We start from the raw sequence: 26888 nt of genomic DNA, 5'->3' as shown, positions 1-26888 counted from the left end.
AGGCGCAATCAGCGGGAGGTCCTGATTGGCACCACCGTTGTTGTCGCGGGGGTTGCCTTCGTCGTCATCTGTCTTTCTCTCGAGTTTTGATTCAAAGGCTCTCGCTCCCCCTCCCCCCTCCGCGTCTTTGATACCCGACAGGAAGCGGATACCTGGCTGAACGCCCACCCGAGGCCTCCTCACGGCGCTCAGGTGGAAGTCGCTGGCCAGCGGTACTCCGTCGGGTACTCGCGCGACAGCGGACTCCGAGTGCTGGTTCGCGTGCCCACGCTCGACGAGTAGCTCTTTCCAACCCGGGGTCCTCTATACCCTCACCCCGGCCCTCTCCCAGAGGGAGAGGGAGGGAGTTCAGCGCTGCATCGCCTGGAGGAGCTCCAGCGCCTCCGTGACGGCTTGCCAGACCTGCATCGCCTTGAGGTTTTCCTCGCCGCCTTGCAGCGTCCGCTTCGCCAGCCGCTCCAACGGCGCCAGCGCGCTCTCCACCAGCATGATCTGCCGGCCCACGTCCGCCGGCAGCGGCGCCGCTGCCGCCCTCTGCAGCGACTGCGCCGGTGAACGCTCCGCCATCGTCCTCACCGCCTGGGACATCTGCTCCATGTACCGCCCCAGGTCCGCGGGCGGCGCCGAGGCGGGTGCCGCCACCGGCTGGCGCTCCGCCATCGTCCTCACCGCCTGCGTGAGCTGCTCCATCACCGGGCCCAGGTCCGCCGTCTGCGCCGGTGCCGCCACCGAGCGCTCGGCCAGCACCTTCAGCACCTTCGCCAGGTGTTGCAGGTAGGGCGTCAGGTCCGTACCCGGCGCCACCTGCACCACCGGCGCTGGCGTCTCCCTGCGCGCCAGCTCCAACAGCGCCTCGCGCAGCGCCTCCAGCCGCGGCGACACCTCGGCCACCGGGCTCGGACCCGACGGCTTGCGCGTCACCTCGGCGGCCTGCACCACCGCGCCCGCCACCGCTCCGAGCTGCTCCTCGATGGCGCTCAGCTGTCCCGTCACCCGGGCCACCGGATCGTCCTCCTTCCCGCCCATCCGCTTCACCCGCGCGAAGCCCTGCTTGATCTCCTCCCAGCGCTTCGCCTTCTCCGGCGTCAGCCTCCCACGCATCTCCTGCAGCTTGAGCAGGTTCTGCTCGGCCGCCGTGGTGAGTGTCTGCGATTCGCCCTGGTAGTGATCGTCGATGAGACGCTCCAGCTCGTCGTCCGTCATCGCCGCCACCACCTTCTCGGCGACCTTGCTCATGTTGCGGTAGCTGCCCTGCAGCTTGAACGCCGGCTCCGTCCGGAAGCGCTCGTCCTGCGCCGCCGAGGCGATGTACTCCAGGTTCACCTTCAGCAGCACCTCCTGCACCCGGAACAACCGCTGGAAGACCGCGACGATCTCCTGCAACTCCGCCGCCGCGTAGCCGTATGACAGTTCGCCGGTGGGCACCTCCTCGCCCTTCGCCATGCGGATGAGCTTGTAGATGTCACCCGGCTCGCGCGTGGCGAGTGGCGCCAGCGCCGCGTTCGACGTGAGCGCGTTCTCGATGTAGCTCAGCGCGAACAGCTCTTCCTTGCCGTCGAGGATGTCGCCCAGGTTGTAGGTGTCCGCGCGGTTGGCGAGCATGTCCGGGATGCGGAAGCGATCACCCGTCTCGGTGTACGGGTTGCCCGCCATCACCACGCAGAACTTCTTGCCGCGCAGATCATAGGTGCGCGTCTTGCCGTTCCACACGCCCTCGACGCGGCGCTGGCCGTCGCACAGCGAGATGAACTTCTGGAGCAGCTCGGGATCCGTGTGCTGGATGTCGTCGAGGTAGAGCATCACGTTGTTGCCCATCTCGAAGGACAGGTTGATGCGCTCCACCTCCTGGCGGGCCGTGGCGTTGGGCGCCTCGGCCGGATCCAGCGACTTCACCGAGTGGCCCAGCGCGGGGCCGTTCACCTTCACGAAGGTGAGCCCGAGCCGGCTGGCCACGTACTCCATCAACGTCGTCTTGCCGTAGCCCGGAGGCGACATGAGCAGCAGCATGCCCATTCGATCCGTGCGCTTGTTCTCGCCCGCCGCGCCGAGCTGCTTGGCCAGGTTGGCGCCGATGAGCGGCAGGTACACCTCGTCGATGAGCTTGTTGCGCACGAAGGACGACAGCACCTTCGGCGTGAACTCCTCGAGGCGCAGCCGGCGGCGCTCGCGGTCCAGGATGTCCCGCAGCAGCGCGCGGTAGGCGTGGTAGGCCGGCACGCGCACCTGCCGGAAGTCGCTCAGGCGGGCGAGGAACTCGTCCAGGCGCAGCGGCAGCCTCCGGTCCTGGATGCGCGGGTGCTGGCCCAACATCCCCGAGACCTCGGCGGAGGTGAGGGCACCGACGACCTCGCGATCCAGCTTGCGCTCGGTGAGCAGCACCACCGCGGCCTCCACCGCCACGTGGGCCGCCGGGCCCGGGCCCCCCTCGCGCCGCGCCAGGAAGGCCTCCACCCACGCACGCACCACACGCAGGCGCTCGGGCAGGTTCTTCTCCAGGCCCCGCAGATCCTCCTCGAAGGCCGAGCGCGTGCCCGCCCTGTCCAGCTGCGACAGCAGCGCGTCCTTGAGCGCCACCGCCTCCCCGCTGGTGGTGAAGCGGGGCCTGTCCACGCCCAGCTCCTCGACCAGGTAGCGCCCGGCGAGCCGGGCCTCGGCGGGGCCACACCGCACGCCCAGCGCATTCAGGAAGGCGCCGATGCGCTCGCCCACCTCGTCGCCGAGGGCCACCAGTTCCGCCGACTCACCGAAGGCCACGCGGAGCCGGTGCAGGCTGCGCGCGCGGCGGTGGAAGAGCGCCTTCTCGTCCCCCTCGCCCCCGAAGGCCCAGAACAGGGCCGCCCAGGCGCGCGGCGTGGGCGCGAAGCGCAGCAGCCCCGCCCCCGTGTGCATCGCGAGCAGCTTCTCGAGAATGGCCGCCGCGTCCGCGTCGTGGATGCCGCGCTCGTAGCCCTCGTCGTACTTGTCCGCCGAGTACGCGCGCACCTTCTCCAGCAGCCCGCCCTGCTCCAGCACCGCCTGGTGCAGCGCCGCGAGCGTCACGCTCCCCTTCCCCTCCTCCGCGTCCAGCAGCACCTGCGCGGCGAGGTACTCGGCGCGGTACACCTGGGGCGTCTCGGAGACGAGGTGCTGATCCCAGAGCTCGCGGTACTTCTCCAGCTCCGGGTCCTCGAGCTTCTGGGCGTAGTCCGTGCCGGTGAGCTGCAGGTAGAGCGCGCCATCGCGCGGCACCAGCGTCAGCTCCAGCGGCTGGGTGTTGACGTTGAAGCGGTGCTTGCCGAATTTGATGACCGGCGCGCCCGAGCCCTCCTCGTAGAGGTCATTGCGGTCGCGCAGCGCGCGCAGGGCATCCTGGCGCGCCGTCTTCACCCGGCTGAGCACCTCGTCCGAGCGCACGCTGTCCTGGAGCTCGAGGAGTTGCTGGGCGAGCTGCCGCAGCTTCTGCACCATCGAGTCGGACGCGAAATACGAGTTGAGCTCGTCCTCGTCCTTGAAGGACTTCGCCCGGCGGTTGACGCCGGTGAGGATGCGCTCGGCGGCGCCGAAGAGGTTCTGCGCGCGGCGCTGGCGCTCGTCCACCAGCGCCTGCTTCTTCTGCCCGAAGGCCTCGAGCAGCTCCTCGCGCTTCTGGGTGAGCTGGCCGAGGAACTCGTCGAACTCGCCGAAGCGCCCCTCCATCTCCTCCAACTGCACGGTGAGGCGCGAGAGGCCCTCGTCGCACTTCTCCGGCGAGTCCGCCACGGACAGCGCGCTCTCCACCGCCTGCCCGAGCAGCTTGAACTGGGCGCCGAACTCGGCCCGCTTCTCGCGGCCCACCAGCTCCTTGCGCTTGACGTTGAGGCCCGCGCGCACGCGGTTGAGGCGGGAGAACAGCTCGGAGATGCCCTCGAGGATCCGCGCGCGCGCCAGCGGATCGCCCACCTGCAGGCCACCCACCGTCTCGCTCAGCACCTCCAGGCCCTTGCCCACCTGCTCGACGTCCTCACCGAGCGGAGCCAGCTCGCTCGTGGTCTGGATGGGCTCCAGCTTCTGCAGCAGCACGTCCAGGCGCTCGGCCAGGGGCTGGAGCGCCTCGCCCCGCTGGAGGAACTGCACGGCATCCGCGCTGACGCGATCGGTCTCCTCGATGACCTGCTTCTCGAGGGCCTCGAGCCGCGCCACGTCGATGTAGCGGATCTCCTTGAGGGTGATGAGCTGACCGCGCTGCTTGCGCAGGTCCGAGAGGGCGTTCATGAAGCCCTCGGCGCTCTGGAGCTCCTCGGGACGCACGCGCAGGAGGACCTGCTCCTGGGCCGTCTGGGCCGTGGCGATGGCGTCCGTGGCGCGCTTGCGCAGGGCGAGCACCTTCTCGAACTCGTCGATGATGAGCTCGGAGGTGCGCCGCAGGGTTTCGATCCCCTCCTGGAGTGCCGTCTCCTCGTGCCCGAGCCAGTAGAAGGCATCGAGCATGCGGGTGGCGGCGGCGGCCAGGTCCTCGTAGGTGCGGCGCGAGGGCTTGTCCGTGCGGGCCATGCGCACGAGCGTCAGCGCGTCGGAGATGCCGCGCACCAGCTCGGCGTTGCCCACCTTGCCGAGGTAGCCGGGCGCGGGCGGCATCTTCGCGGCGTGCTCGGCGGAGACGAAGGGCGTCTGCCACACCTGCATGGGGTGCACGCGGGTGGGCTCGTTGGAGGTGGAGCGGAACACCACCATGCGCCCGTCCCCGAAGAGGCTGAAGCCGTGCCCCTGCAGCGGGTTCTGCACCTCCTTGCGCACGAGGTTGTACGGGAAGAGGACGTAGGCGCCCTCGTCGCGGCGGAAGAAGACGTAGAGGACGTCCTCGCCGTTGGGCGAGCGGATGGCGCGCTTGAACTGGAGCCCCTCGCCAATGCCCTCGAAGACCTTGTAGTCGCCCGTCTGCAGGTAGTAGCCGCCGGGGAAGACGATGCCCTGATCCTCGGGAAGCCGGACGCAGGAATTGCCGATGGCGTCGATGCGCACCACGTGCTGGGTGCGGGTGTTGAAGACGAGGTAGCGGTGCGTCTGCTCGCGGAACGGCAGGACGCGCAGGAGGATGAGGCCTCCCACCTGGGCGTAGGCGAACTCGGCGTCATCGAGCGACTGATCCGGATCGTCCACCGGCTCGCGGTAGATGCCCAGGCCGTCCGTGGTGTTGTTCTCCACCTTGATGGTGAGGTCGCCCTTCACCGTCTCCACGAACACCTGATCCAACACGTTGACGTGCGGGTGCTGGCCGAGCACGTAGTTCTCGCGCGTGGCCACCTTCCACTCGAAGTCGTGGGTCGCGGGGAAGACGTGATCCCTCTCGCCCTGGTTGTCGATGTAGGTGGCGTTGCCCTCCACATCGAGCGCGAAGCGGAAGACCTTGATGTCGCGCTGCGACTGGCCCGTCTGGAAGATGGCCAGGAGCTTCGTCTCGTTGCGGCGGAGCTGAAGGAGCCTCGCGTCCTTGTAATACTTGTAGAGCTCGCCGAAGTCCTTGACGAAGCGGGGATCCTGCAGGAACCCGCCGGCCTCGGAGGACGGCACCAGGGAGAAGTCGAAGCCCTCGGCGGTCTTCTCGAACTTGTGCAGCGAGAAGACGTCCGCGACGGACATCTCCTTCTTCAGGCCGATGAAGACGTTGTAGCCGAAGAGCAGGTACTTCCCGACGCCGACGATGTCGCACGGGACGCAGTTGTGCTCGGTGCGGACGCGCTCGTTGCCGATGACGGTGAGCTCTGTGCCACCGAAGAGCTTCTTGCGACGCTCGTTGAGGTCCGTGGCCTTGTTGCCGAGCGCCTCGGCCTGGGCGAGCAGGCGCGCGCGGATGACCTCGTAGCTACCGCCCTCCAGCGTGGCCTCGCCCGACGCGGGAGTGGGGCTTTCAGTTGCCATCGTCAGTTCACCGGGAGATGAGGAACCAGGGGTGCACGTACCCTCACCCCGACCCTCTCCCGAGGGGAGAGGGAGTTGGTGCGTTGCCCCCTCTCCCCTCGGGAGAGGGCGGGGGTGAGGGTATGGGGAATCCGTACTCCAATCCGCGCGGACGCCGTGTCACCGGGTCCGCGCGGTCATGACCGCGAAATACCGACCGGCTCAGCCCTGGGTCTTCTCGGGAGCCGACGTCCGGACGGGCTCGGCCTCCACGAGCGACTTGAGGTTGGAGGCCGCCGCGGCCGTGGGGTTGGGCGCCATGCGGTGCAGCAGGGCGGCCATGGCCAGGTTCTGCGCGTCGTTGGTGAGACCCGGCTTGGAGAGGATCTCCTTGAGGTCCGCCGACAGATCCTTCTCGCCGTTGAGGTAGCCCCCGAAGGCCTTGCGCAGCACCTCGCTCTGGTCGAGCGCGCCATCGAAGGACTGACCCACGGAGATGGCCTTGATGAAGCGCTCGAAGAACTGGCCGTCGCCGCCGACGATGTTGACCTTGGCGTTGCCCATGGTCTCGGCGAGCACCTTGGACTGGGCCTCGGCGATGTCCTTGCGCACCTGGATGGTGGCGAGCTCCACGTCGCGCTCCTTCTGCAGGCGCAGGCGGAACTCCTCGTGCTCGCGGGTGGCGCCCTGGAGCAGCTTCATGGACTCGGCCTTCTCGGCCAGACCGCGGGCCTCGGCGAGCAGCTTCTCCTCGATGGCCTTCGCCTCGGCGAGCAGCTTCTCGCGGGTGGCGATGGCCTCGGCCTCGCCGCGCTTCTGGATGGCCATGGCCTCGGCCTCGCCGATGCTCGCGCGGGCCAGCCCCTTCTCCTTCTCACCGGCGGCCTCGGCGAGCAGCTTCTCGCGGGCGGCGGCGGCCTCGGCGAGACCGCGCTCCTTGAGGACGGTGGCCTGGGCCATGCCCTGCTTCTCGATGACGGCGGCCTCGGCCTCCTTCACGCGCACGGTGGCCATGCCCTGCTTCTCGATGGCGAGCGCGTCCGCCTCCTTCACGCGCACCTCGGCCAGACCGTGAGCGGCCTCCTCGGCCTGGATGCCCTCGGACAGGCGCATCTTCGCCTTGGCCGTCATGTCGGCGGCCTGCAGCTCGGCCTCGGCCAGGGTGAGCTTCTCCTTGGCGGAGAACTTGGACACCTCGTTGCTGGCCTCGGCGGCCTTGATGTCCTTGACGAGCTTCTCCTGCGCCTGGGCCTCGGCGGTGATGAGCAGCGCGTCCTTGCGGCGCATGGCCTCGGCCTTCACGCGCAGATCCTTGATGCGCTCCTCCTCCTCGGCCACGCCCTTCTCCACGGCGATGCGGGCGCGCACCACGTCGGCGATGGCCTTCTTCTCGGCCTCGAGCTGCTTCTCCTTGCCGATGCGCGACAGCTCCACCTCGCGCTCGCGGTTGATGGCCTCCAGGGCGCGATCCTTCTCCACGCGCTCGGCCTCCACGCCGACCACGCGCTCGCGGTTCTTCTGGGCCACCTCCACCTGACGGTGCTTGTTCTGATCGTTGATCTGGATCTCCTCCTCGGCCTTGATGCGCGCCAGCTGCTGCTTGGCGAACTCCTCGGCCTTCACGCGCTCGGCCTCGGCGGTCTCACGGGCCTGGATGGAGTCGATCTCGCGCTTCTGCTTGGCCGCGGCCTCGGCACGCTGGCGCTCGAGGGCGAAGATGGCCTCGTCCGCCTCGACGTTGCGCTTGGTGATGGCCATGCGCTCGCTCTGGCGGAACTCGTTGGTGTGGATGTTCTGGACGGAGGTGAGCTCGGTGATCTTCCGGATGCCCTGCGCGTCGAGGATGTTGTCCTTGTCCAGCATCTCGACGGGGGTCTGCTCCAGGAAGTCGATGGCGCAGTCCTCGAGCATGTAGCCGTTGAGGTCCTTGCCGATCACCTGGACGACCTGGTCCTTGATGGCATCCCGCTTGGTGTAAAGCTCCTCGAAGTCGAAGCTCTTGCCCACCGTCTTGAGGGCCTCGGAGAACTTGGCCTCGAAGAGGTGCTCCAGGGTCTCCTGATCGCTGGCGCGGGCGCAGCCGATGGACTGGGCCACCTTGAGCACGTCCTCGCGCGTCTTGTTCACCCGGACGAAGAAGGTGACCTTGATGTCCGCGCGGATGTTGTCCTGGCAGATCAGGCCTTCCTTGCCGCGGCGATCGATCTCGATCGTCTTCAAGGCGATGTCCATCACCTCGGCCCGGTTGATGATGGGCCACACGATGGCACCGGTGAAGGTGACGATCGGCTCTCCCTTGAAGGGGTTGACGATCAGCGCACGTCCCTGATCCACCTGACGGTAGAACCTGGAGACGATGAAGGCGGAACAGAAGAGGAAGAAGAGTCCTCCCGCGATTCCGGATACGACGATTGGCAGATCCATTCGGTGCTTTTTCCCGAGCGAGTAGACCGGGGGACCTTCTATCACGCGACCGGAGCCCCCCGCGAACAGCCTCCGGCGCGGCACTGAGGAAGTCTGGAAGGGTTGCTACCGGGTGCGAGCCCTGTCCCGGGCAAGCGTGGCGGCGGTGAGCGGATCCTTCAAATGTTCCATCTCCTCGGGGAGGAGCCAGTCCACGGGCTCCACCTCGTAGGCATCGCGGACGGCATCATAGCCGAGGATGAGCGCCCTCTCGCCACGCTTGAGCCCGTTGGCCTTGTCGCACACCACGTTGAGGATGAGGCCGGCGCCACCGTCCTCGAAAGTGGCGTGGCCGAACCTGCCGTCCACGCGGCCACTGGAGATGACACAGACGCGGCCCATCAACTCGGAGCGGCGGGGCGCCTGCTGGACGGCGAACATGGGCCGCAGGGGACGCACCGCGAGGCCAGCGAGCACCAGACCCACCGCGAGGCACAGGGCGGCGAGGCCGCCACTGACGAGGGCACCGGGCAGCGCGCCGAGCGCCTCCTTGGCTGGATGGGCGAAGGCCAGGGACAACAGCCAGGAGAGGAACACCACGAAGCTGACGGACACCGTCACCGGGACGCCGCCGAAGCCGAGCACCTCCAGGAAGGAGCCGCCGTGCTCGGAGTGGCCCTCCATCGCGGCCTTGGCGCCCCCTTCCATCGCGCCCTTCACGCCGCCCTCGAGCGCTTCCGCGGCCCCCGCCTTCGCACCCAGCGCGAAGTCCCCGAGGTCTCCATCGAGCAGATCGATCCCCACCGCGCCCACCATGACGGTGAGCCAATAGCCGACGACCACTCCCAGGGGGATGGTGAAGATGACGGTCGGGAAGGCGAGGATGGCGTCGAGGAACTCGGTCATCGGCCCAGCAAGCAAAGAGGTGGTTGGGAGTCTATTCCAGGCTTGCGGGATCGGGACAGCCCCTCCGGACGATTTGCTACCTGCCTGGTCTCCAGACCAGCCGGGTGGGGCTGCGTTGACGGGATGCGCCGGGCTGCACAGGCATTCCAGGTGAGCACGGGCATGACGCATATCGAGAGACTGCGACAGGATGGAATCCGTCGGCTCGGGAGCCCCAAGCGAGGCTTCCAGTACAAGCAGTCGAACGGGAAGCCGGTACCGGCTCGGGAACGCGAGCGCATCGAGGCGCTGAAGATTCCGCCCGCGTGGACGGACGTGTTGATCAGCCCGTCACCCACGTCGAAGCTGCAGGCCATGGGGAAGGACGGCGCGGGGCGGTGGCAGTACCGCTACCACGAGTCCTTCACGAAGCGACGCGAGGCGGAGAAGTACGAGCGGATCGTCGACTTCGCGAGGGCGCTGCCCAGGCTGCGGCGGCGGGTGGCGGCGGATCTGCGCAAGCCGGGGTTGGGACGAGACAAGGTGATGGCGTGCCTGCTGCGGATCCTCGGGACGTGCTTCATCCGTGCGGGGAGCCAGCAGTACGCGGACGAGAACCAGAGCTTCGGGCTGGCCACGCTTCGGGCGAAGCACGTCAAGGTGAAGGGCGACACGGTCATCTTCGACTTCCCGGGCAAGAGCGGGAAGCAGCAGCACCGGGAGTTGAAGGATCGGCAGGTGGCTCGCATCGTGCGCGAGTGCCTGAAGCTGCCGGGACGGGACGTCTTCAAGTTCCGGTTGGACGACGGGTTCGTGGTGGACGTGCGGCGGCGCCACATCAACGAGTACATCCAGGAAGTGATGGGGGCGCGCTACAGCGCGAAGGACTTCCGCACGTGGGGCGGGACGCTCATCTGCGCGTGCGCGCTGGCCCGGGCGAAGGAGCGGGTGCGCCAGGAAGCCGCGAAGAGCGGACAGAAGGTCGCGAAGAAGACGATGGTGGCGGCGGTGAAGGAGGTGGCCGAGCACCTGGGGAACACGCCCGCGGTGGCGAGGGACTCGTACATCTATCCCTCGGTGCTGGCGATGTTCGAGAAGGGGCACGTGGTGGAGCGCTACTTCGATTCCGTGGAGGAGTTGGCGCGGCACGAGAAGCCCGCGCTGCACTGCTCGGAGAAGGCCCTGCTGGAGATGATCGAGGACGGCAAGCGGCCCGCGGCGGTGTAGTCCCCTTCCCCGCCGGAGCTAGACTCCCGCGCATGAGCGAGTACGTCACCCACCGCGACGCCATGAAGGGAGCGAGGTTGGAGGCCCTCCGGGAGGCCCTGCTCTCGTCGCGTTTCGTGGCGCGCAGCCCCTTGATGGGGACGTTCCAGAGCAGCCGGGGCTTCGCGTTCATCTTCACGGAGACGGGACGGCTGACGCTGGAAGAGCGCTTCCCCTTCCTCCGGGACTACCTGGCGCTGGTGATGGATCCGGCGAGCTCGCGGGGGCTGCTGCCCTGGCGTGAGCGGCTCTTCGGCCCGAGCAGGGAGCGACGAAAGCCGAACGCCTTCTACTTGAACCTGCTGCTGCTGGAGCCCGGGCGGAGTGTGGGCCGGCACATCGACGCGACGCTGCAGGAGCCGAGCGGGGTCCCAGGAGCAACGCCCGAGCACGTGAGCGTGCTCTACCTGAACGTGCCCGAGGGCGCGAAGGGAGGCGCGCTGGTGTTCTCGCGAGGAAGCCAGCTCCTGGGCGAGGTGCGTCCGAGGCCTGGGATGCTGGTGCACTTCCGGGGGGAGCTGACGCACGAGGTACGGCCCTTCACGGGAGGTCCGGAACAGGCGCTGCGGGCGAGCCTCGTCTGCGAGCAGTACGCGTTCGAGCCCGAGGCACTCGCGCGCCTGCCGGAGCTCCGCATCCAGTCCAAGGCGGGCTTCGCGGCGTATCTCGAGGCACACCGCGAGCGCGGCACGTAATCCGCTTCCTCGCGACCGCCTGCCTCAACCGGGCCGCCAGCAAGCCCAGCTCACGCGATTTGTGACTGTCCCTTCGTGACACAGGGCGAGCGCCTCGGCTCTGCTCCACGAGGTGACCTCCGAGTGGTGCGGTTCGCGCGTTCACGGGAGCCCGGAAACGACAAAGCCCCGCTGACTCAGCGTCAGCGGGGCTTCATCTTCGAGTTGCGGGGGCAGGATTTGAACCTGCGACCTTCGGGTTATGAGCCCGACGAGCTACCAGGCTGCTCCACCCCGCGATATCGATTGCTACCAACAACACACACGTACAGCTTGCAATGACAAAGCCCCGCTGGTTGAGCACCAGCGGGGCTTCATCCACAGAGTTGCGGGGGCAGGATTTGAACCTGCGACCTTCGGGTTATGAGCCCGACGAGCTACCAGGCTGCTCCACCCCGCGATATCGGCTGCTGCTCTATGTCAAACACCAGAGACCTTGTCTATTATTTCCAACAGGGTCTCTGGCCTGTTGAGTTGCGGGGGCAGGATTTGAACCTGCGACCTTCGGGTTATGAGCCCGACGAGCTACCAGGCTGCTCCACCCCGCGGCGAAGTGGGAGGCTAAGTACCGCCCTCCCCCGGGAGCGTCAACTGTTTTTATCGAACGGCTGGAGGCGCGATCTTCATTCCCCACGCCTCCAACCAAGAGCGATTCGACGCCGCTACTTGCCCATCTTCTGCTTGAACAGATCGGCGAAGGTGCCCAGTCCCTTCTTGCCACCACCGACGGGCTGCTGGCTCTTCGTCCACGCCTCGACCTCCGCGCGCTCCTCGGCCCGCTCGGCGGCGGTGATGGAGAGGCGGATCTTCCCGGAGGCGTCGATGTCCACGAGGGCCACCTTCAGCTCCTGGCCGAGCGAGAACTTCTTGCGCAGATCCGTGCCACGCTCGGTGCCCGTCTCGGAGGCGGGAATGAGACCCTTGCCGCCCGGGAACACGAGGAACACGCCGTAGGGCTCGATGCGATCCACCTTGCCCACCACCACCTGGCCCACCTTCGGGCGAGGCGCCGCGGGCTCGGCGGGCTTCTTCTCCTCGGCGGCGGCGGCCGGACGCTCCTCGGCGGGGCGCTGGGCCTCCTCCTCGGTGATGCGGCGCAGGCCGATGCGCTTGTCGTTGGCGTCGATCTTCTCCACCTGCACCCAGATGGTCTCGCCCACCTGCACCACGTCGCGCGGGTGCGCGATGCGGCGCTCGGACAGCGCGGAGATGTGCACCAGGCCGTCCACGCCCGGACGCAGCTCCACGAAGGCGCCGAAGGGCTGCAACCGCACCACCTTGCCCTGCAGACGGTCGCCCTCCTTGATCTCCGCGAGCGCCGTCTTGAAGGGATCCTCCTGACGGGCGCGCATGGAGAGGGTGATCCGCTCCTTCTGCTTGGACTTGTCCGGCGAGTTGGGCTGCGCGGGCTCCATGCGGAGGATCTCCACCTCCACCTCGTCGCCCTGCTTCACCACGTCGCTCGGGTGGGCCACGCGCATGTAGGACATCTCGGAGACGGGGATCATGCCCTCGACTCCACCCAGGTCCACGAAGGCGCCGAAGTCACGCACGCCGGTGACCCTGCCCTTGACCACCTTGCCCTCGGAGAGCGTCTCGCGCGTCTTGGCGGCCAGCTGGCGCTGCTCCTCCTCGAGCAGGGAGCGGCGCGAGAGCACCACGTTGCGATCCCGCACCTCGGTGACGCGGAACGTGAGCTTCTCGCCGATGAACTGATCCGGCTTCTCCACGAAGCGGATGTCGAGCTGGCTGATGGGGCAGAACGCGCGCACGTCGCCGATCGCCACCTCCACGCCGCCCTTGTTCACGGAGAGGACCATGCCCTCCACCGGCATGCCGGAGGCGCGGGCCTCGGCCAGCATCGCCATGTTGGCGCTGCCCTTGGCCAGCGCGCGGCTGAGCAGGATGCCCCGAGCGCCCGCCTCGATGACGTGCGCCTCGATGGTGTCACCCACTCCGTAGCGCAGCACGCCCTCGTCGTCCTTGAGCTCGCGCAGCTCGATCATCGCCTCGCTCTTGGCGTTGGACAGCGACACGAAGGCCGTGTCCGCGCCGAGCTGGAAGATCGTGCCCGTCACCTTCTCGCCGATGCGCACCGAGCGCCGGGCCGGCACGCCGCCCTCCTTCTGCTGCGCCTCGAACATCTCCGCGAAGGACTGGGACTCGGGGACCTCCTCATAGAGCGCGCTGCTGGGAGCCGGCGCGGGAGGAGCCTTGGGAGCCGGGGTCGCCGAGGCAACCGGAGCGGCCGTCTCGGCCGGGGCCTCGGTCGGGGCCTCGGTGGTCACCGCGGTCTCGGCCGGAGCGGTCGACGACGGAGCCGGAGTCACCGGGCCACGCGTCTCCACCGCGCCCGAGGCGCGCTTCACGACCACCATGGGGCCCTGGGGCCGACGCTCGCCGCCCCTGCCACCGCGGTCGCCGCCACGGCCACCCCGATCGCCACCACCGCGCGGCCGGCGCTCCTCACGGGGCGCGCCCTGACCCTGCTGGGCACCCGCCTCGCCCTCCGGCTTCGCCGGACGGGCCTCGCGCTCGCCTCCCCGCTCACCGCGCGGGCGATCCGAACCGCGGTCCCGGTCACGGCCACCGCGCTCCTCGCGCTCGCCGCCACGGCCCGCCGGGATGCCGAGCATCACGTCGCCAAAGGTGGCCTTGGGCTTCTTGGGACCGAAGCCCCCCGCACCACCGCCACCAGAACCCACGGAACCGTTCTTCTCGTCGCTCACTGCCGGGACCTTCCTGAACGAATCAACGAAATCCAGCGCCGGGAGACCGTGCCCCCTGCTGGGGAAAAAGGCGGCGCACTCTATACACGCGCAGTGCTTGGACGGAAGACGCATGTGGTCATCTTCCGCAAGTCCCGCCCGCAACCCCTCCATAACGCGACACGTTGGAGGCGCCATCCCCCACGTCTGGCGGTGGGCATGCCCGCCTGCTCCCGGGAGACAAGGGTCAAACTGACAACGGTGGGGTGTAGGGAAAAACCCTCACCCCGTGCTTTCTCACGCGCGGAGACGAAGCCCGCCACGGACCCGGCCTGGGGAGGCGAAATACCCTCACCCCGACCCTCTCCCGGAGGGAGAGGGAGGGGATGCCCGGTTAGCGGGCCCTGCGACGGAGGACCCTCTGGAGGACGGACTTCGCCTCGGGGATGCCCAGGGCGCCCGTGATTCCGAAGTAGACCGCCCCGAAGGGCAGCACGACCGCCAGGAACACGAGCAGGGGGTGGAGGTTCGGCGGGGGGAGGAGGCTCCCTCCCCACTCCGTCACCCCGGGCATGGGCCCCAGCACCTTCGTCAGCGCCACCTTGACGCCCAGCCCCGTCAGCCCCGCCGCGATGGCCGCCCCCCACAGCTTCGGCATTCCCTCTGGCATCCGGACGTGTCCGATCCGCGGGGCGAGCGTCCGGCGCAGCATCTGCGCCTCGAACCAGGCCATCAGCCCGCCCGCGAGGGGAAGGAAGGCCGTCCCGAGGTACTCCGGAAGCCCCACCAGCCCTGGCAGCCGCAGCGCCAGGAACCAGGCCAGCGCCGCACCCACCACCACCCGAATCACCGCGAAGCGCAGCGGCGTGCGCGTGTCCTTCAGCGCGTAGAACGTCGAGGCATACAGGCGCCCGAGCGCGGAGGCCACCAGGCCCACCGACGAGCCCATCAGCACGTACCAGAGATAGCGCGTGTCCGAGGCGGTGAACCGGCCCGTCTGCAGCAGGGCCCCCGCGACCACGTCCCCGATGAGGAGCAACGCCGCCGACGAGGGCACCACGAAGAAGGCGATCCGGCGCGCCCCCGCCTCGAGCCGCGCGCGCAGCTTGCCAGCCACCTCCTCCCCTGCCCCGGCCGCGCGCGACATCTCCGGCAGCTCGGCCGCGGAGATCGCCATGCCGAAGAGGCTCACCGGGATGAGGTAGATCGTCTGCGCGTACGTCAGCGTGGACAGCGCCCGGTCCGCGATGAGCGACGCGTACGACGTGTCCACATAGGCGCTGATCTGCACCACACCGCGCCCGAGCACCACCGTCGTGAAGCTGCGCAGCACCTGGCGCACGGACTCGCTGGCCGTGGACAAGGTGGGTCGGAAGTGCCCGAGCACCTTCATCACCGAGGGCACCTGCACCAGGAACTGCAGCAGGCAGCCCGCCACCACGCCATAGGCGAGCACCTCCGCCAGCGGCGCCCCGGTCAGCCCACGCATGCCCGCCACCACCAGGGTGGTGATGATGGCCGCGTTCCACACCACCGGCGCCAGGTAGGACAGGAGGAACTTCCGGTGGCTGTTGAGCACTCCCAGACACCACGCGGACATCACCAGCATGCCCGTGCCCGGGAAGAGGATGCGCACCAGCTGGATGGCCATGCTCCGCGCCTCGCCCTCGAAGCCCGGAGCGATGGTGTCCACGAAGAGTGGCGTGGCCAACAGGCCCACCGCCACCATCACGCTGGTGGCCAGCGCGAGCAGCCCGAAGACCGCTCCCGCGACCCGATCCGCCTCCTTCGAGTCCCCCTTCCCCAGCAGCCCCGCGTATACGGGAATGAACGAACCGGAGAGCACGCCCTCCCCGAAGAGGTTCTGCAGGAAGTTGGGGATGCGCAGTGCGGCCTTGAACACCGCGGCGACGATGCCATTGCCCAGGTAGTGCGCGAAGACGCGCTCGCGCACCAGGCCCACCAACTTCGATGCGAGGATGCCCGCCGCCACGAACAGCGCCCCGCTGCCTCTCGCCGCGGGGCGCGCGGACACGGGGCGGGTTTCGGGCGTGGGAGGGACGTCGGAACGAGGGGCGGGGACGGTCAAGCGTCCGGGACTCTACGCGGAGCGTTCACCCGCTAGAAGCATGAACTCGGCCACCATGGTTTCCCTTGACGGTTCCCCCTGCAGGCCGCAATGGTCAGCCCTCCCATGGCTGGTCCCCCTACCAACGACCTCTCGACCGATGTCGCGCTCGTGCGCCGTGTACTGGCGCGCGAGCTGGAGACCATCAATGAGTACGAGACCCACGCCCGTGCTTCCTCCAGCCCCGAGGTGCGGGACTTCTTCCTGCACCTGGCCGCAGAGGAGAAGGAGCACGTCGCCGAGGCCGTCCACATGCTGCGCCTGCTGGATGCCGGTCAGGAGGCGCACTTCAACAAGCCCGTCGTCGCGGGTCACTTCCAGGGAGCCATCGAGGGCCAGCCGTCCGCCCCTCCCGCTGCCACTCCCATCCCGGCGGCTCCGGCCGAGCCGGCCCAGCCCGCGCGCAATGGGCGCAATGGCCAGGCCGAATCGCCGACCCTGCTTCCTCCTCAGCGCATCGTGTACGGCGTGCCCGCGCCGCCGCCCAGCCCGGGCACCCATCCCTTGACCGTCGGCTCGCTGCGACGCAGCCGCTGAACGCGTACCTCCCTGGAGCATCCTCATGCCTGACTTCCTTGGACATGCCGAGAACCCATTGCGCGAGGACGAGTGGGCTCGCCTCAACGAGACCGTGATCCAGGTCGCCCGCCGCGCGCTCGTAGGCCGCCGCATCCTGGACATCTATGGCCCGCTGGGCGCCGGTGTGCAGAGCGTCCCCCATGACGAGTACACCGGCGTCAGCCCGGGCGCGGTGGACATCGTCGGCGAGCAGGAGACGGCCTCCGTCTTCACCGACGCGCGCAAGTTCAAGACGATCCCCATCATCTACAAGGACTTCCTGCTGCACTGGCGCGACATCGAGGCGGCCCGTCTGCACAACATGCCGCTCGACGTGTCCGCCGCCGCCGGCGCCGCCGCCCTCTGCGCCCAGCAGGAGGACGAGCTCATCTTCTACGGTGATCCCAAGCTCGGCCACGAGGGTTTGATGAACGCCACGGGCCGCCTCACCGTGCCGCTCGGGGACTGGACCACGCCCGGCGCCGGCTACATGGCCATCGTCGAGGCCACCCGCAGGCTCAACGAGTCCGGCCACTACGGCCCCTACGCCGTCGTCCTCTCTCCCCGCCTCTTCTCGCTGCTGCACCGCATCTTCGAGAAGACGGGCGTGCTGGAGATCGAGACCATCCGTCAGCTCGCCGCCGACGGCGTCTTCCAGTCCAACCGGCTGCGCGGTGACTCGGGCGTGGTCGTCTCCACCGGCCGCGAGAACATGGACCTCACGATCGGCATGGACATGGTCACCGCCTACCTGGGGGCCTCCCGGATGAACCACCCCTTCCGGGTGCTCGAATCGCTCATCCTGCGCATCAAGCACCCCGACTCCATCTGCACCCTGGAAAGCGAGCCGAACCGCGGTTAGCTCCCCCCGGAGCGCCCCACCGCCAGCCCCCATGGCGAAGATCCTGGTCATCGACGACGAGGCGAACCTCCGCAAGGTGCTCGCCACCATCCTGCGCCGTGACGGCTACGACGTCACCGTCGCGGCCGATGGCGAGCAGGGTCTCGCCGAGTTCAACAAGAACGGCGCGGACATCGTGGTCACCGACCTCGTCATGCCCAGGGCGGGAGGCATGGAAGTGCTGCGCTCCGTCAACGCCGCCAACCCCGACGTGCCGGTCATCATCATCACCGCGCACGGAACCGTGGACTCCGCCGTCGAGGCCATCAAGGCCGGGGCCTTCGACTACATCACCAAGCCCTTCGATCAGGCGGAGCTCTCGGCCGTCATCGCCAAGGCCGCCAAGGCCCACGATGTCGCCCAGCGCTCGGTGCGCGCCGACGCCAAGGCCCGGGCCGCCATCATCGGCGAGTCGCCCCAGCTCCACGAGGTCTTCAAGATCATCGACAAGGTGGCCGACACCCCGTCCACCGTGCTGATCACCGGCGAGAGCGGCACCGGCAAGGAGCTCGTCGCCTCGGCGCTGCACGGCGCCTCCAGCCGCCGCGACAAGCCCTTCATCAAGATCAACTGCGCCGCCATCCCCCACAACCTCCTCGAGTCCGAGCTCTTCGGCTACGAGCGCGGGGCCTTCACCGGCGCGGTGACATCCAAGCCCGGCCGCTTCGAGCTGGCCGACGGTGGCACCCTCTTCCTGGACGAGATCGGTGAGATCCCCGTCGAGATGCAGGTGAAGCTGCTGCGCGCGCTCCAGGAGGGAGAGTTCGAGCGCGTGGGCGGCATCAAGACGACGCGCGTGGACGTGCGCCTCGTGGCCGCCACCAACCGGGATCTGCAGGCGGAGATCGAGACCGGGCGCTTCCGCAAGGATCTGTACTACCGGCTGGCGGTGGTGCCCATCGTCCTCCCGCCGCTGCGCGAGCGCCGGGGGGACATCCCCATGCTCGCGGGGCACTTCGTGGAGAAGTACAACCGCAAGCTCAACAAGAAGATCGAGGGCATCACCGACGACGCGATGGCGCTGCTGCAGGGCTACAACTGGCCCGGCAACATCCGCGAGTTGGAGAACCTCATCGAGCGCGTGCTGCTCTTCGCGGACGGGCCCTCCATCACCGCGAAGGATCTGCCGGAGTCCATCCGCCAGGGCTCCACGCCAGCACCTGTCCTCTCGGTTGCTCCCCTCGAGGCCTCCACCGGAGAGGGAGGCCTCAAGGACATCGTCCGCATGAAGGCGGCCGAGCTGGAGAAGGACCTCATCACCAAGGCCCTGGAGGAGACGGGCGGCAACGTCACGCGAGCAGCCAGGCTGCTGCAGATCAGCCGCAAGTCCCTCCAGACGAAGATGAAGGAGTTTGGCCTGCGTGACACGACCGCCCAGGACGGGCGTGACGAAGGCATCGACGACTGAAACCGGACGGCGAAATATCGCCGCGAAACCATCGGTTCGGTCCCGGCGCACAACCCCTTTCTACTCTGGGAGCCTGAATGCGGCCGCCTCTTCCCACCCTCGGACCTCAACCGAAAAAGAGCCCCGTGGGGCCGGTGATGGTCGTTTCCCTGCTTCTCGGCCTGAGCGCCGGAGGCGTGTGGTGGTGGAAGCAACGACTTGCCTCCGAGACGCCCGCCACCGCGGCGGCCGGGTCAAATGACACCGCCCCCGTGGCCCAGGGCGCCGTGGACGCCGCGACCGCCTCCGCCCCAACGGCGGTCGCCGCTCCCTCCTCCGATCCGCTCAAGGCCGCCGGGCTGTCCCGCGCCGTCATCCGCGTCGAGGGACCCCTGGAGACGGCCGTCACCGCGGCCGCCGGCCCCGAGGTGGGCCCCGCGCTCGCCCAGGTGGTGACGCGTACGCTGGTGTGGTGGGTGGACGTTCCGGGCGACATCCGCCGCGGTGACACCCTGGACGTGCTCTACGAGGTGCGCCCCAACGAGGAGCCCCTCGTGCACGCGGTGCGCTTCACCAGCAACAAGACGGGCCAGACGCACAAGGCCTACCGCTTCCAGGCCGAGGGCGACAAGAACCCCCGCTACTACCTGCCCAGCGGCGAGGAGTTGGAGCTGCGCCTGGAGAACTCGCCCCTGGACGACTACGAGCAGGTGACGTCACTGCTGCGCGATGGCCGCCGGCACAAGGGCGTGGACTTCAAGACGCCCGTGGGCACCCCCGTGAAGGCGCCCTTCACCGGCATCGTCCGCCGCAAGAACTGGAGCTTCCGCTTCAACGGCAACTGCATCGAGCTGGAGGAGGTGGGTGGCAAGCGCCGCCGCGCCCTCTTCCTGCACATGGACGAGCTGCCGCGCTCGCTGAAGGTGGGAGACCGTATCGCCGCGGGCGCCGTGCTGGGCCGTAGCGGCAACAGTGGCCGCTCCTTCGCGCCCCACCTGCACTACCAGCTCGAGGCCGCCAACGAGCGCATCCTGGACCCCTACGAGAGCCACCGCACCTACCGGCGCTCACTGGCGCCCGCCCAGCGCGCGGCCTTCGAGGCCGAGATGCGTCGGCAGGACGCGCTGCTCGGCACCACGGTGGCGGGCGGCTGAGTCCATCCGTTTCTTGACACCCCTCCCTGCGGCGGCTAGCGTCCCCGGACAATTTTTCTCAACATTTCTCGGGGGTTAGGCGGTATCGGCCGGACGCCCGAGGATGTGGTTCCGGAGGTCGGATGTCCAGGCTTCGCGCCGTTGTCGCCGCGCTGACGCTGGGTGCGCCGTTCGTCGCCACCGCGGCGGATATCACCCGCGTCGCATCGTCCTTCGAGGACGATGATCCGTTCGGGATGTTCATCGACGTGGGCTTCGAGCACACGCAGCGGCGCACGAAGATCCTCCGCGAGGTCCTCCCGTTGGGGGAGGCGCGTCAGCTCACTCCCGAGCTCTGGTACAAGAGTCACGACACCCGGCTGAACCTGGACCTGGCCTTCGGCATCTACCAGGACGTGGAGCTGTCGTTCGGGCTGCCCATCATCCTCGCCTGGAACGAGGACTGGAGCTACGTCTCGGGCCGGAACGCGGGCAACTCCTCCATCCCCAGCAACACCGTCCGCAACAACTGTGAGGACGGCAGGCCCTGCGTGGCCGACAGCCCGGAGCCGCTCTTCGCCGTGCCCCTGGAGTCGTTCCGCGGCGGCCTGGGCAACATGCGCTTCGGGCTGGCGTGGTCCGTCTTCAACCAGCGCAAGGACGACACCAAGCCCACGTGGGTGGTGGGGCTGGACTACGAGGCGCCCACGGCGGCGCAGCTCAACCCGAGCATGGTGACGGCTTCGGACGACCGGGGAGCCGTCGGCGACCGGGTGCACAAGTACACGCTGTACACGGCGCTCTCGCGGAAGATCGGCCTGGCGGATCCGTACTTCAAGATGCACTACACCATCCCGGTGCGGGGCCCGGGCTTCTACTCCAACTGCGACAACCGCAACGTGGAGCCGCAGAACCTCGGCCACCCGGACAACTGCGGCACCCCGGGATGGGATCGCAAGACGACGGGCATCCTGCCGGCGCACGTGGCTGGAGTGACGTTCGGCTCCGAGTTCCAGGTCTATGACCAGCCCCGTCGCAAGTTCAAGATGGACCTGCGCGCCATCACCAACTACGTGTCCGAGGGCCGCTACTACAACGAGCTGAGCGGCGCGCTGCGCAAGCTGCTCTACACCGGGGACTACGTACAGATTGGCGGCCAGCTCGCCCTGACGGCACAACTCTCCGACGTGGTGTCCGTCCGGGGCTCGGGCATGCTCCTGTACAACACGGACCATGTCCTCACCGACGAGAAGATCGGCAAGGACATCAACGCGAACGGTTCGGTGGACATCACGGACGAACCCGCGGAGCTCAACCCCAATTTCGATTACCGCACGGACTTCGTCTCGCGGCGCTTCTACGCCTCCGAGAGCAAGGACTTCCGCGTGGACATCACCGCCACCTTCCGGTTCTAGGGTGACGGCCCTTCCTCCCTCTCCCCCTGGGAGAGGGTCGGGGTGAGGGTCTTCACTGCTTCTTGAGTCCCAGTCCCAGCCGGTACACGTCCTGACCAGACCAACCGGCGCGACGGGCCAGCTCGGTGCTCAGAGGTTTGAGCTTCTCCCCTCGCCCGAGCCCCGCCTCCAGCGCACGCCGCAGCTCCTCCTCGGACCAGCGGCGCTCGCCGGTCCGCCCCTCCACCAGCACCACCACCTCGCCCCGGGGCTCCTCGGTGGCGTAGCGCTCGGCCAGAGTGGCCAGTGAGCCGCGCACGAACTCCTCGTGCACCTTGGTCAGCTCCCGGGCCACCACCGCGCGCCGGTCCCCCAGCGCGTCCTTCAAGTCCACCAGCGTCTCCGCCAGCCGGCGCGGTGACTCGTAGAGGGCGATCGTGGCCGACAGCGGGGCCACCTCCTCGAGCATGGCCTGACGCTCGGGGCCCTTGCGCGGCAGGAAGCCGAGGAAGTGGAAGCGCCCGGTGGGCAGCCCCGAGGCACTCAGCGCCGCCACCAGCGCCGTGGGCCCCGGCACCGGCACCACCGTCACTCCGCGCTCGAGCGCCTCGGCCACCAGCTTCTCGCCGGGGTCGCTGATGCCCGGACTGCCCGCGTCCGTCACCAGCGCACAGTCCTCCCCGGCCTCGAGCCGATCCAGGATGCGGCCGGCGCGCTGGCCCTCGGCGAAGGCCGGAAGGCTCACCGTGTCCGCGGAGATGCCAAAATGGTCCAACAGCACGCGCGAGTGCCGCGTGTCCTCGCAGGCCACGAAGGCCACCTGCCGCAGCGTCTCCAGGGCGCGCGTGGAGATGTCCCCCAGGTTCCCAATGGGCGTCGCCACCAGGTAGAGCGTTCCGGGCATCCGTGCCTCACATGCCAGCGTCGAAGGCGCCCGGCAGATGCTCCACCGTCGCGCGCTCGCCGCGGCCCACCACCGAGATGACGTCGAAGCGGAGCATCCTGTCCCGCAGCCGATGGACCGCGAGGTAATGCAACGCGGCCTTTACCACCTTGCGCTGCTTGCTGAAGGACACCGTGTGGGAAGGATCCCCCCACACCGCCGTGGAGCGCATCCGCACCTCCACGAAGCAGAGGGTCTCCCCGTGCTCGGCCACCACGTCCAGCTCCCCGTGGCGGCAGGAGTAGTTGCGCGCGCGCACCCGGTAGCCCTGCTGCTCCAGGAAGCGCACCGCCACCTCTTCTCCCTCGTCCCCGTACTCCTTGCGATCCACCGCCGCCCCTCCCCGTCCCATCCCAACCTCCCGGACCTCCGACACGGAGGCCCCGCGCTACAGAGTGACAGTCCCGTCCGACATCTGCGCGAAGCCGGCGTGCGGGGTGACGTGCAGCACCTGCGTCAGCGTGCCCAGGTGCTTGAGCATCCGCGCCAGCAGCGGCATCCGGGTCTCGTCCACCCCCACCAGCGCGTCCTCCACGAGCAGCGGCAGCTTCACCCGGGCGCTCACCTTCTCCACCACCGTCAGCCGGAGGCTGAGGAAGAAGAGGTCCACCTCGCGCGGAGCCAGCTCGCCCACGGGCATGCGCCGGCCCGAGGCGGCCACCACCATCGTCCGCCCGTCCCTGTCCCACTCCACGCCGACGTAGCGGCGCTCGGTGAGCGCGCTGAAGTACTGCACGCACCGCTCCCGCATCATCCCCACCACCGCGTGCACGTCCGTGGCGAGCAGATCACCCGTCAGACCGAGCAGCAGGGGCGACGGATCCTCCAGGGGCTCCATGCCCGTGCCCATCTCGGCGCCGGGCATCAGCCCCGCTCCGGCCAGCTGCGGGTTGCGGGCGAGCGCGATGGATTCCTTGAGCCGGAGGATCTCCCGCTCCACCTCGCGCACGTCGCGCACGAAGGAGCCCTTCTCCGCGATCTTCGCGTTGAGCAGCTCGATCTGCTGGCGGATCACCGGCAGCTGCTCGACGGCCTCGACGAGCTCCGGATGCCGCTCCATGGCGACGAGCTCGGCGCGCAACTGGGCCACCTCGGCGCCGAGTTGCTCGCGCCGCTGGAGCCGGGGGGCGATCTCCCTGGGCGTGTCCACGTCGAACACTTCGAGAGCCTTGCGCACCGGCCCCGCCTCAGCCTCGAACTCCTCGAGGATCTTCTTCTCGCGCACGACGAACATCTCGCCGCGGCGGAGGATCTTGTCCTTGTACTGCAGCTCGTCCACGTAGCGCAGGGCCAGCACGGCCGCGAAGCCGAACGCGGGGATGTCCAGCAGCGCCACGTACCGGCCCGCGTTGGTGAAGAAGAAGCCGGCGATGAAGCACGCCACGCCCGCGGCCACGGCGATCCAGAAGTTGCGGTTGCGCACGAGCGGCTCCACGTCTGGCAGACGCGCCGCCTCCTCCTCGGCCACCTCGCGCTCGGAGTTGAGCCGCGCGAGCGCCTCGTCTCGCCGGGCGAGGGTCCGCGAGTAGCGCTCCGCGCGGGCCACGATGTCCTGGGGCAGACCAAAGGACTCGGGCGTGGGCTCGGCGGACCAGGCCGCCTCCGTCTCGCGCAGCTTCTCCTTCAATCCGTCGGTGCTCCGCAGCTTCGACTCCAGATCGAAGACCTGCGAGTTGAGCCCGTCCACCTCGAACTGGAGGTTGTCGACCTCCTTGCAGAAGACGAGCTCCTTCTCGAGCTCACGCAGCTTCGCCTCGGCGGCGGGGATGTCCGACGCGGGCAGCACCGTCTGCAGGCCCAGCCCCGAAGCGGAGATCGCCATGCCTCCGGACGACGGCGAGCGCAGGGCCGGCATGCCGGGAGAAGACGGCGAATGCAGGGCGGGCAGGCCCGGAGACGATCCCGCCGAGCGAAGACCCAGGCCCGAGGTCGAGGCCGGACGGCCCGCCCCCCGGGGCCGGCGCGAGGGCAGCTGCGCCGACTGGAGACAGAAGAGCTGCTCGAAGGTGGTGCGCGGCGGCAGCCCCACCTGGCCCCGGAGGAACTGATTGGCCTCGGCGGTGTCCTGCGTCACCAACTCCGGCTGCTTCGTGCTGGGATTGAGCCGATGCAGCGAACCACCACCGCCCAGCTCGCGCAGCACGCGGTAGGTGACGGAGTCCTGCCCCACCAGGGTGAGGGCGGCCTTGCCCGGCTTCTGCGCGGAGGCGGCGAAGGAGGCATCACCCCCGCGCCCGTCCGCGTAGAGCAGCGCGAGCGCCAGACCGGCCAACGGGCTCACGTCCGCGGGCGGCTTGAGCACCAGATATCCGGGCTTCAGGGCGAAACGGCCCGCTGGGGCGAACCCGCGGACGTTCTGGACGGCGACTTCGACGAAGTGCATGCGCCCCCCATTCTATCGCGCATGGGCATGAAAAAAGGGAGCGCCCTTGGAAAAGGAACGCTCCCCTGGAAGGAACCGGCCAACGAGGGCCGGAGCCGGATCAGGCCCTCGCCTGCTCGGCGGCCTTGCCGGCCGAGGTGGCGCGGCGCATCTCGGCGTCCTCCTGGCTCTCCACGCGGGAGGCCTTGCCCTTGAGGGCGCGGAGGTAGAAGAGGCGGTTGCGGTTCACGTTACCGCGGGTGAGGACCTCGATCTTCTCGTAGCGCGGGCTGTGCACGGGGAAGATGCGCTCCACGCCCACGCCGAAGGAGACCTTGCGGACGGTGAAGGTGGCGCGGTTGTGGCCCTTCGTCTTGCGGATGACCACTCCCTCGAAGGCCTGCACGCGCTCCTTGTCGCCCTCCTTGATCTTCCAGTGGACGCGAACGGAGTCACCGGTGCGGAACTCGGTAACGTCCTTGCGGAGGTTCTTGGCCTCCACGTACTCGATGGCGCTGCGACGCATGACTTGACTCCAGTACTCCCCTGATGCTCGGACTCGGGGTATACGAAACTTGAGAGCGGGCCGTACTACCAGAGAGCCGGGGGTCGGACAAGCCCGCAGAACACCGACCATTGTCCGGAAACCATTGGAGGGGCTACAACTCCTCCTCTTTCTTCTGCAGCAGCTTCGTGTCCGCCTTGCCGAGCTCCAGGCGGGCGAACAGATCCGGACGCCGTTCCCGGGTGAGCTGCAGGGCCTTCCAGCGGCGCCAGCGTGCGATGCGCGCGTGGTCGCCAGACTGAAGGACGGCGGGCACCTCGGCGCCGCGGAAGACGGGCGGCCGGGTGTAGTGGGGGTGCTCCAGGAGCCCTTCCTCGAAGCTCTCGGTAACACTGGAGGACTCGTTGCCCAGCACCCCGGGTAGCAGCCGGGCCACCGCGTCCACCACGGCCAGGGCGGCCACCTCACCCCCGGTGAGGATGAAGTCCCCCAGGGACAGTTCCCCGTCCAGATAGGGCATGACGCGCTCGTCCACGCCCTCGTAGCGGCCGCAGACGAGGATCAGGCCGGGCTCCTTGGCCAGCTCGCGCGCCTTCGCCTGGGTGAAGGCGGGGCCGCGAGGGCTCATCAGCAGCACCTTCGCCCCGGCGGGAGCGCGGGCCCGGGCGGCCTCGATGGCGGCCACCAGGGGCTCGGGCTTCATCACCATGCCGGCGCCGCCCCCGTAGGGCGTGTCGTCGGTGACGCGGTGCTTGCCCTCGGCGAAGTCCCGCACGTAGGTGACGGTGACGCCGAGCAGCCCCTTCTCCCGGGCCTTCCCGAGGATGCTCGCGCTCAGGTAGCCCGAGACGCTGTCCGGGAAGAGGGTCAGCACCTCCACGGGATACATCAGTCCTCGCCCCCTTCCCGCTCCTCCCCGCCGACCTCCAGGTACTCCGGGGGCTTCACCACGAGCCGCCCACCCGCGATGTCCACGGTGGAGACGAAATCGTCGGCGAAGGGCACCACCAGCTCTTCCTTGCCTTCGGCGCGGATGACGAGGTTGGGCACCTCGCCGGTGCTCCAGAGCTCCTCCACGCGGCCGAGCACGTTGCCGGACTCGTCCACGGCGGTGAGCCCCACCAGGTCGCCCTGGAAGTACTCGTCCTCGGCGGGAGGCTCGAGGTCCTCACGGAAGGCGAGCACCGTGGCCCCCACCAGCGCCTCGGCGTCGTTGCGGCCCTCCACCTCCTCGAAAACGACGAGGACTTCCTTGGGGGTGGGGCGGACGGACTCGATGCGCAGGACGCGCTCCACGCCAGCACGCGTGCGCACGAGCACACGCTCGACGTAGTCGAGCGTCTCGGACTCCGGATCGAAGGGGCGAACGGCCACTTCTCCCCGGAGACCATGGGCGCGGGCCACATAGCCCAGCTCGAGATGGGGTTTGAGCGTCACTGGCCTTGAGGGGCGGTGGCGGGCGCGGGGGCCGCGGCCTGGGGCTGCTGGCGCCGGTCGTCCTGGATCTCCAGGCGGACCTTCTGGCCCTGCTTCTGGGCCGCGGCACCGAGCAACGTCCGGAGGGCACCCACAGTGCGCCCATCGCGGCCGATGACCTTGCCCACGTCCTCGGGGGCGACCTTCAGCTCATAGAGCCGGGCCCCCTCCACGTCGGACGCGCGCAGGCTCACCTGATCGGGTTGATCGACCAGGGCCCGCGCGAGATAGATGATGAGTTGCTCCACGCTG

At 68.8% G+C, this 26888-nt stretch carries 19 protein-coding genes and 3 tRNA genes; 7 read left to right on the top strand and 15 right to left on the bottom strand.

Annotated features, from left to right (window positions below; all coding sequences use genetic code 11):
- Positions 1 to 348: 348 nt before the first annotated feature.
- The 3 genes from JQX13_RS39540 to JQX13_RS39530 form a co-directional block, all read right to left on the bottom strand.
- Positions 349 to 5874 (bottom strand): DNA repair ATPase, encoded by a 5526-nt coding sequence (locus tag JQX13_RS39540; protein ID WP_203404584.1) that lies wholly within the window; start codon positions 5872 to 5874, stop codon positions 349 to 351.
- A 201-nt stretch (positions 5875 to 6075) separates the two neighbouring features.
- Positions 6076 to 8277: an SPFH domain-containing protein gene (locus JQX13_RS39535; RefSeq protein ID WP_203404583.1), complete on the bottom strand. Its 2202-nt coding sequence runs from the start codon at positions 8275 to 8277 to the stop codon at positions 6076 to 6078.
- Between the two features lie 105 nt (positions 8278 to 8382).
- Positions 8383 to 9162, bottom strand: a complete 780-nt coding sequence (locus JQX13_RS39530) for a hypothetical protein (RefSeq protein WP_203404582.1) — start codon at positions 9160 to 9162, stop codon at positions 8383 to 8385.
- Between the two features lie 162 nt (positions 9163 to 9324).
- Between JQX13_RS39530 and JQX13_RS39525 the strand changes: the two genes are divergently transcribed.
- Together JQX13_RS39525 and JQX13_RS39520 are read left to right on the top strand one after the other, a co-directional pair.
- Positions 9325 to 10368, top strand: coding sequence for a DNA topoisomerase IB (locus JQX13_RS39525; protein WP_203404581.1), 1044 nt, complete (start codon positions 9325 to 9327; stop codon positions 10366 to 10368).
- A gap of 32 nt (positions 10369 to 10400) precedes the next feature.
- The gene (locus JQX13_RS39520; RefSeq protein ID WP_203404580.1) at positions 10401 to 11102 is read left to right on the top strand and encodes a 2OG-Fe(II) oxygenase; all 702 of its coding nucleotides are present in this window, start codon (positions 10401 to 10403) and stop codon (positions 11100 to 11102) included.
- 204 nt (positions 11103 to 11306) lie between these two features.
- Here the strand turns inward: JQX13_RS39520 and JQX13_RS39515 are convergent.
- From JQX13_RS39515 to murJ, 5 genes are all read right to left on the bottom strand, one after another.
- Positions 11307 to 11380, bottom strand: a tRNA-Met gene (locus JQX13_RS39515).
- 87 nt (positions 11381 to 11467) lie between these two features.
- A tRNA-Met gene (locus JQX13_RS39510) sits at positions 11468 to 11541 on the bottom strand.
- A gap of 74 nt (positions 11542 to 11615) precedes the next feature.
- Positions 11616 to 11689: transfer RNA gene (locus tag JQX13_RS39505), tRNA-Met, on the bottom strand.
- 114 nt (positions 11690 to 11803) lie between these two features.
- On the bottom strand, positions 11804 to 13870 hold the full coding sequence (locus tag JQX13_RS39500; RefSeq protein ID WP_203404579.1) for a S1 RNA-binding domain-containing protein: 2067 nt from the start codon (positions 13868 to 13870) through the stop codon (positions 11804 to 11806).
- Between the two features lie 373 nt (positions 13871 to 14243).
- A complete protein-coding gene (gene murJ / locus JQX13_RS39495; protein ID WP_239014123.1) occupies positions 14244 to 15884 on the bottom strand; it encodes a murein biosynthesis integral membrane protein MurJ in 1641 nt (546 codons plus the stop codon).
- A 159-nt stretch (positions 15885 to 16043) separates the two neighbouring features.
- On the opposite strand from murJ, the gene JQX13_RS39490 reads away from it, so the two are divergent.
- The 5 genes from JQX13_RS39490 to JQX13_RS39470 all read left to right on the top strand — a co-directional run bounded on the left by JQX13_RS39490 (position 16044) and on the right by JQX13_RS39470 (position 21371).
- On the top strand, positions 16044 to 16514 hold the full coding sequence (locus JQX13_RS39490; protein WP_203404578.1) for a ferritin: 471 nt from the start codon (positions 16044 to 16046) through the stop codon (positions 16512 to 16514).
- A 25-nt stretch (positions 16515 to 16539) separates the two neighbouring features.
- Positions 16540 to 17397, top strand: coding sequence for a family 1 encapsulin nanocompartment shell protein (locus JQX13_RS39485; RefSeq protein WP_203404577.1), 858 nt, complete (start codon positions 16540 to 16542; stop codon positions 17395 to 17397).
- Between the two features lie 31 nt (positions 17398 to 17428).
- Entirely contained in the window at positions 17429 to 18844 is a 1416-nt protein-coding gene (locus JQX13_RS39480) for a sigma-54-dependent transcriptional regulator (RefSeq protein WP_203404576.1), read from the top strand.
- 137 nt (positions 18845 to 18981) lie between these two features.
- Entirely contained in the window at positions 18982 to 19977 is a 996-nt protein-coding gene (locus JQX13_RS39475; RefSeq protein WP_239015453.1) for a M23 family metallopeptidase, read from the top strand.
- 122 nt (positions 19978 to 20099) lie between these two features.
- The gene (locus tag JQX13_RS39470) at positions 20100 to 21371 is read left to right on the top strand and encodes a hypothetical protein (protein WP_203404574.1); all 1272 of its coding nucleotides are present in this window, start codon (positions 20100 to 20102) and stop codon (positions 21369 to 21371) included.
- Between the two features lie 52 nt (positions 21372 to 21423).
- Here JQX13_RS39470 and rsmI read toward each other — a convergent pair whose 3' ends face one another.
- The 7 genes from rsmI to JQX13_RS39435 form a co-directional block, all read right to left on the bottom strand.
- Positions 21424 to 22254: a 16S rRNA (cytidine(1402)-2'-O)-methyltransferase gene (gene rsmI / locus JQX13_RS39465; protein ID WP_203404573.1), complete on the bottom strand. Its 831-nt coding sequence runs from the start codon at positions 22252 to 22254 to the stop codon at positions 21424 to 21426.
- A gap of 7 nt (positions 22255 to 22261) precedes the next feature.
- The gene (locus JQX13_RS39460; protein WP_203404572.1) at positions 22262 to 22645 is read right to left on the bottom strand and encodes a YraN family protein; all 384 of its coding nucleotides are present in this window, start codon (positions 22643 to 22645) and stop codon (positions 22262 to 22264) included.
- 36 nt (positions 22646 to 22681) lie between these two features.
- Positions 22682 to 24676, bottom strand: a complete 1995-nt coding sequence (locus tag JQX13_RS39455) for an ATP-binding protein (protein ID WP_203404571.1) — start codon at positions 24674 to 24676, stop codon at positions 22682 to 22684.
- Positions 24677 to 24776: 100 nt separating this feature from the next.
- A complete protein-coding gene (rplS, locus tag JQX13_RS39450) occupies positions 24777 to 25181 on the bottom strand; it encodes a 50S ribosomal protein L19 (RefSeq protein ID WP_203404570.1) in 405 nt (134 codons plus the stop codon).
- Positions 25182 to 25314: 133 nt separating this feature from the next.
- Positions 25315 to 26049 carry a tRNA (guanosine(37)-N1)-methyltransferase TrmD gene (gene trmD, locus JQX13_RS39445; RefSeq protein ID WP_203404569.1) on the bottom strand — a complete coding sequence of 245 codons (735 nt, stop codon included), beginning with the start codon at positions 26047 to 26049 and terminating at the stop codon, positions 25315 to 25317.
- Positions 26049 to 26597 carry a ribosome maturation factor RimM gene (gene rimM / locus JQX13_RS39440; protein ID WP_203404568.1) on the bottom strand — a complete coding sequence of 183 codons (549 nt, stop codon included), beginning with the start codon at positions 26595 to 26597 and terminating at the stop codon, positions 26049 to 26051. The genes trmD and rimM overlap by 1 nt, the downstream gene beginning before the upstream one ends.
- Complete coding sequence (locus JQX13_RS39435; protein WP_203404567.1) at positions 26594 to 26884, bottom strand: KH domain-containing protein; 291 nt, start codon at positions 26882 to 26884, stop codon at positions 26594 to 26596. Before JQX13_RS39435 ends, rimM begins: the two co-directional genes overlap by 4 nt.
- Between the last annotated feature and the right edge of the window lie 4 nt (positions 26885 to 26888).

Source organism: Archangium violaceum (assembly GCF_016859125.1).
Taxonomy (GTDB): domain Bacteria; phylum Myxococcota; class Myxococcia; order Myxococcales; family Myxococcaceae; genus Archangium; species Archangium violaceum_A.
This window is presented reverse-complemented; position numbering and strand designations above follow the sequence as displayed.